The following is a 5,696-nucleotide window of genomic DNA, read 5'->3' on the forward strand; positions in this document are numbered from 1 at the left end:
TCAGGGGACCCATAACCACAGCCGTTTGCGATTCGCAGGCTGCGGCCACAGCGCGTCGCAAAACCGAATTCGGTGGTTATGGGTCCCGGCCTTCGCCGGGACGACACGGAGTTTGCGGCCTACGCCGCGATATGCCGTGCGGCGGCCAGCGTCGCGAGCGCTTCTTCCAGCTTCTCGCGGTCGAGCGGTTTGATCAAAAAACCATCCATGCCGGCTTCGAAGCAGGCATAGCGGTCCTCCACCAGCGTGTTCGCGGTCAAGGCCAGGATCGGCGTCCGGCGGACGGACTGGCCCGACAGCCCGCCGGACTCGTGGGCGCGGATCTGCTTGGTGGTCTCGATGCCGTTGAGGCGCGGCATCTGGATATCCATCAGCACGAGATCATAGGGCGTGCCCGCCGACGTCGCCGAAAGCCAGGATTCCATTGCCTGCTCGCCATTGGTGGTGATGACCACGTCGTGGCCGAGCCGGGTGAGCAGCGAGCGCATCAAGAGCGCGTTGATCTCGTTGTCTTCGGCGACCAGGATCGAAAGCCCCTTGTCCGGCGGCGCGGATGCCGGCGCAGTGGGCGTTGACTCGGCCTCGATCTCAAGGTTTGGCGTTAGAACGCCTGGCATCGCGAGGCTTGGCGCGGCGATCTCGGGTGATGCAGTCAGGCGCGCGGCGAGCGATGACGCGCGCAACGGCTTGACCAGATAGCCGGTGAGCATGGTCGTCTCGGAAGCCGAAAGGTCCTGCCGCGTTGCCGGCGTGACCATCACGATGCGATGGGCGGCGTGGCTGCGGGCGGCGCTGGCAAGCGCTTCCAGCGCCGCCGTGCCGAGCGTGTGGTCGATCAGGACCGCGTGCCAGCTCCGCTCCGGCAGCAGCGCCTCGGCGACGTTGGCATCCGAGACGATGCAGGTCTGCGCGCCCCAGCGCTGCAACCGTCGCGAGATCAGCGAGGCCTCGATGCTCTGCGGCGCAACCAGCATGATCGACTGGCCGGCGAGATCGGGTGCGGTGAAACCGTTGGTCTCGCCGGGATCGGCGGCGGCGAGCGGGATCGACACCTCGAAGGTCGAGCCAACGCCCGGCGTGCTCGCCAGCCCGATCCGGCCGCCCATCCGCTTGACGATGCGGTCGCTGATCGAGAGGCCGAGGCCGGTGCCGCCATAGCTGCGCGCGATGCGATCGTCGGCCTGCTCGAATTCGCGGAAGATGCGCTGCTGCGCTTCGGGTGCGATGCCGATGCCGGTGTCGCGAACCAGGAAACTGATCTCGTTCGGCCAGATCCCGGGCTCGACGATCAGTGCCACGCCGCCGGTGGCGGTGAACTTGATGGCGTTGCCGGCGAGATTGAGCAGCACCTGGCGCAGCCGTGCCGCGTCGCCGGTCACTTGCAGCGGCAGCCGCTCGTCGACATAGGCGGCGATCTCGATGCCCTTGGCCTGCGCGCGCGGCGCCAGCAGCTCGGTGATGTCCTCGATCAGGCCGGATAGCGCGAAGGCGCGGTGCTCGAGATCGATCTTGCCGGCCTCGATCTTGGAATAGTCGAGCAGCTCCTCGATCAGCGCCAGCAGTGCGTCGCCCGAGGTCTTGACCGCCTTGACATAGGTCGTCTGCTCCGGCGTCAGCTGGGTATCCATCAGCAGGCCGCTCATGCCGATGATGCCGTTCAGCGGGGTGCGGATCTCGTGGCTCGCCATCGCGAGGAAGCGCGACTTGGCGCGGTTGGCGGCGTCCGCCTGGTCGCGCGCCTCAGCCAGCGCGCGTTCGCTCTCGGTGCGGTCGGTGACGTCGCGGCCGACGCTCTGCATCTCCGCCGGCGCGCCGGCATCGTTGCGCACCAGGCCTTCGCGCCAGGCGATCCAGCGCGGCCCGAGCGGTCCGTCGATCCTCTGGTCGTAGACCCGCGTGCCGTTGGATTCGAGCGCGGTGTCGCCATGTTCGAGCACCTTGAGCGTCGCGGTGCTGCCGATCAATTCGCTGCGGGAGAGCTGTGCCAGCTCGCAATAGGCGTCGTTGGCGTAGGTGATCAGGCCGTCGAGATCGCGCAGCACGATGACGTCGTCCTGGGCCTCGAACAGCGTGCTGGCGCGCTGCTCCGCCTCCTGCAATTCCCAATTGCGGTCGGCCATCGCTTCATTGTGCTGGGCGATGGTGCGCAACCGCGCGCGCATCAGCCGCAAGCGGATGCCGAGCGTCACGATCCAGAGGCAGGCGAGCGCGAACAGGAAGCTGACGCCGATCGCGAAGGCGTTGGGATCGTAGCCACTCTGTTGCGAGAGCGCGCCCGAGATGAATCCGAACGCGCCGCCAAACGCGATGGAGAAGATCGTGAAGGAACGGATGATCGTCGCGACCCAGGAGTGGCGCCGCAGGAAGCGGCGAAGGCGCAACTTGATCCGGAAGAAACGCCCCATCAATCGTGGCCCTGAGACAGCGAGATTCGCCGATGAAAATGCGTCGGTCACCTTGCAAAGTGCTTGAAGTTGGTGGCCGTTTCGCGTTGCCCTGACAACAGGGTTAGCGCGAGGTTAACTCCGCCACGAGCCGGTTCGGGACATGCGCGTCGGGCTCGATCGCAGCGGCCTCGAGGCGGCGATGGCCGCCGCGGGCGCTGACGATCAGGGCCGCGGCATCGCGCGCCGAGAACGTCTTCGACTGCACGTAGACGCGGTAGTCGAACGGGCCGTCATGCGAAAGATAGATCACCGGACCAGTTGCGGTCGGCTCGCTGGAAATCCCGATCAGCTGCGGCACCGTGTTGCTCTCGCAGGCGCCGGCCTCGGCATCGTCGATGTCGTCGATCACGGTGAAGTCGGCGGCATCAGCGCTGTCGGCGATCCGGACCCGGACGGTGGCAAGGCTCGGATCGTCGGTGAAGCTGACGTGAAGCTGGGCCTGCCAGGGCACCGATGCGATCTGCATCGCCGCACCGCCGACCTCGATGCAGGGCCGGGGACCCGGCAGCAACTCCGCATGGGCAAGCACCGCGGCCACGGCAAGGGGGACCACCGAGGCCAAAACCTTCATACGCAACATGACACAACTCGCTCGACCCAAGCGTCCCGCGGTTCGCGGCGCTTATGGTTTGCGGAGCGTAAACAAAACTCGTTACCGCGGGGTTGACGGCGGCGATTGCGGCACGAATCGCGACAGGACTGACCTGCTCTCATTCGGTGGATCGCTGCCCGCGTCGCCGGTCAACGACCGCTTCACGCCGCGCGACGCAGGTCGTCGGCCAATGCACGATAGGACAGCGCCTCGGCGAGATGCAGCCGGCCGATCGCATCCGCGCCGTCGAGATCGGCGAGCGTGCGCGCCACCCGCAGCACACGGTGATAACCGCGCGCAGTGAGGCGCATGGTGTCGGCGGCTTCGCGCAGCAGCTTCTGGCCGTGCCCATCGGGCTGCGCGATGGTCTCGAGCAGCGAGCTCGGCGCTTCCGCATTGGTGCGGACCTGCGGCATGCCCGCCGCGGCATAGCGCGCGAGCTGGATGTCGCGCGCGGCCGCGACGCGCTTGGCGACCTCGGCCGATCCCTCCGCGGGCGGCGGCAGGATCAGGTCCGCCGCGGTCACGGCCGGCACCTCGATCCTGAGATCGATGCGGTCCATCAGCGGGCCGGAGATCCGCATCTGGTAGTCGGCGGTGCAGCGGTCGACGGGTGCGCGCTTGCAGGAATAGCCGGGCTCATAGGCGTGGCCGCAGCGGCACGGGTTCATCGCCGCGACCAGCATGAAGCGCGCCGGATAGGTGACGCGATGGTTGGCGCGGCTCACCGCGACCTCGCCGTTCTCCAGCGGCTGGCGCAGCGAATCCAGCACGCGCGGGTCGAACTCCGGCAGTTCGTCGAGGAAAAGCACGCCCTGATGCGCGAGCGATATCTCGCCGGGCTTGGCGCGCATGCCGCCGCCGGTCAGCGCGGCCATGCTGGCGGAATGATGCGGGCTGCGGAACGGCCGCCGCGCGGTCAGCGCGCCGTCCCGGATCATGCCGGCGACGGAGGCGATCATCGAGACCTCGAGCAATTCGGACGGCGACAGCGGCGGCAGGATCGAGGGCAATCGCGCGGCCAGCATCGATTTGCCGGCGCCGGGCGAGCCGATCATCAGCAAATGATGCCCGCCGGCGGCGGCGATCTCGAGCGCGCGTTTCGCGCTCTCCTGGCCCTTGATGTCGCGCAGGTCGAGCAGCGCGTCCTCGCGCTCATGCACCTTGGGCTGCGGCCGCGACAGCAGCTGCGTGCCCTTGAAGTGGTTGGCGATCTGGATCAGCGAGTGGGCCGCGATGATCTGGATGTCAGGGCTGGCCCAGGCCGCCTCCGAGCCGCAGGCCGCCGGGCAGATCAGCCCCTCGTCGCGCGAATTGGCGCCGATCGCGGCGGGCAGCACGCCCGCGACGGCTGCGATCGAGCCATCGAGCCCGAGTTCGCCGAGCACGGTGAAGCCGCTGAGCGCATCCGGCGGGATCGCGCCGATCGCCGCCATCAGGCCGAGCGCAATCGGCAGGTCGTAGTGGCTGCCTTCCTTGGGCAGGTCGGCGGGCGCGAGGTTGACGGTGATGCGGCGGGCGGGCAGCGCGAGGCCGGAGGCGATCAGCGCCGAGCGCACCCGCTCGCGCGCCTCCGACACCGCCTTGTCGGGCAGGCCGACGATCGCAATAGTGTTTTCTATTAACCCCCAAAGGTGGTAAGCCCCTCAAGGCAATTCTGGTGGGGCGGGCTAATTCTTTGACCAAGCGGGCATATTCATACTTGCGGCTCTCAACAGGGCCGCAGCTTAAAGGCGACGGTAAGCGTCGTCAGCTGAAGGCTTCCAGGGCATATGCCGAAGCCAACGGGCTGGAATTGGCCGAGGACGCCCAATACGAGGATCTCGGGGTATCGGCTTTCAAGGGCGCCAACGTACGCGATGGTAAGCTGGGTCTATTCCTTGAGGCCGTCCGGTCGGGAGCAGTGGCACCTGGCTCTTACCTCTTGGTCGAGTCGCTCGATCGGTTGACTCGGCAGGAGTTGGCGAAGGCCCAGTCCCTCTTTCTCAGTATCATTCAAGGCGGGATCAACGTGGTTACGCTGGCTGACGGCCGGCTGTATCCGGCCGGCACCAACGACCTTGGCGACCTGATCTATTCGCTCGTCGTGATGGCTCGGGCGCACGAGGAATCACAGATCAAGAGTCAGCGCATCGGCGCCGCATGGAAAAACAAGCGGGCGCGCGCCGCTTCGCAGGTGCCCATGACGAAATGGTGCCCGGCATGGTTGAAGCTCGCGGAGGACCGAACCTGCTACGAGTCGATTCCGGAGCGCGTTGAGATAGTGCGAGGCATCTTTGCAGACGCCGCTTCTGGAATGGGCGTCTATTCAATCACGACGAGCCTAAATCAGCGCGGCGTGCCAACTTTCGACAGCCCAAACGGCTGGCACACGTCCTACGTTACCAAGATCCTTTGCAACCGCGCTGTGCTGGGTGAGTTTCAACCCCACCGCAGGGAGGACGGAAAGCGAGTCCCCGATGGCGAACCGAGCCGGTCTTATTACCCCGCGATTGTCGATGAGGGACTGTTCTATCGAGCCCAGTTAGCCAAGTCGGAACGAAGGATTTCGGGAAAGGGCCGGAAGGGTGTCAATCGGCGTTCAAATTTGACCCCGTATCGGCTTCCAATTTTGACCCCCTTGAGCGGCTCGGTTTGGCGGTAGCGCTCGTCTCGTC

At 66.5% G+C, this 5,696-nt stretch carries 3 protein-coding genes and 1 pseudogene; 1 reads left to right on the forward strand and 3 read right to left on the reverse strand.

Features of this window, described 5'->3' with window-relative positions; genetic code table 11:
- Positions 1-119: 119 nt before the first annotated feature.
- From B2W55_RS02845 to B2W55_RS02855, 3 genes and pseudogenes are all read right to left on the reverse strand, one after another.
- Positions 120-2,405 carry a PAS domain-containing hybrid sensor histidine kinase/response regulator gene (locus B2W55_RS02845; RefSeq protein ID WP_024583979.1) on the reverse strand — a complete coding sequence of 762 codons (2,286 nt, stop codon included), beginning with the start codon at positions 2,403-2,405 and terminating at the stop codon, positions 120-122.
- A gap of 103 nt (positions 2,406-2,508) precedes the next feature.
- A complete protein-coding gene (locus B2W55_RS02850) occupies positions 2,509-3,027 on the reverse strand; it encodes a hypothetical protein (RefSeq protein ID WP_024583978.1) in 519 nt (172 codons plus the stop codon).
- Positions 3,028-3,200: 173 nt separating this feature from the next.
- Positions 3,201-4,646 (reverse strand): annotated as a pseudogene (locus B2W55_RS02855) (YifB family Mg chelatase-like AAA ATPase); the annotation flags it as partial.
- Between the two features lie 95 nt (positions 4,647-4,741).
- Here B2W55_RS02855 and B2W55_RS02860 point away from each other — a divergent pair.
- The gene (locus B2W55_RS02860; protein ID WP_291532179.1) at positions 4,742-5,683 is read left to right on the forward strand and encodes a recombinase family protein; all 942 of its coding nucleotides are present in this window, start codon (positions 4,742-4,744) and stop codon (positions 5,681-5,683) included.
- The last annotated feature ends 13 nt before the right edge of the window (positions 5,684-5,696 follow it).

The organism is Bradyrhizobium sp. UBA2491, from assembly GCF_002341725.1.
GTDB lineage: Bacteria > Pseudomonadota > Alphaproteobacteria > Rhizobiales > Xanthobacteraceae > Bradyrhizobium.

What these genes read in the sequence shown, in the direction of transcription:
- B2W55_RS02845 (WP_024583979.1), bottom strand. Translation starts at nt 2,405, where the DNA reads ATGGGGCGTTTCTTCCGGATCAAGTTGCGCCTTCGCCGCTTCCTGCGG.
- B2W55_RS02850 (WP_024583978.1), bottom strand. Translation starts at nt 3,027, where the DNA reads ATGTTGCGTATGAAGGTTTTGGCCTCGGTGGTCCCCCTTGCCGTGGCC.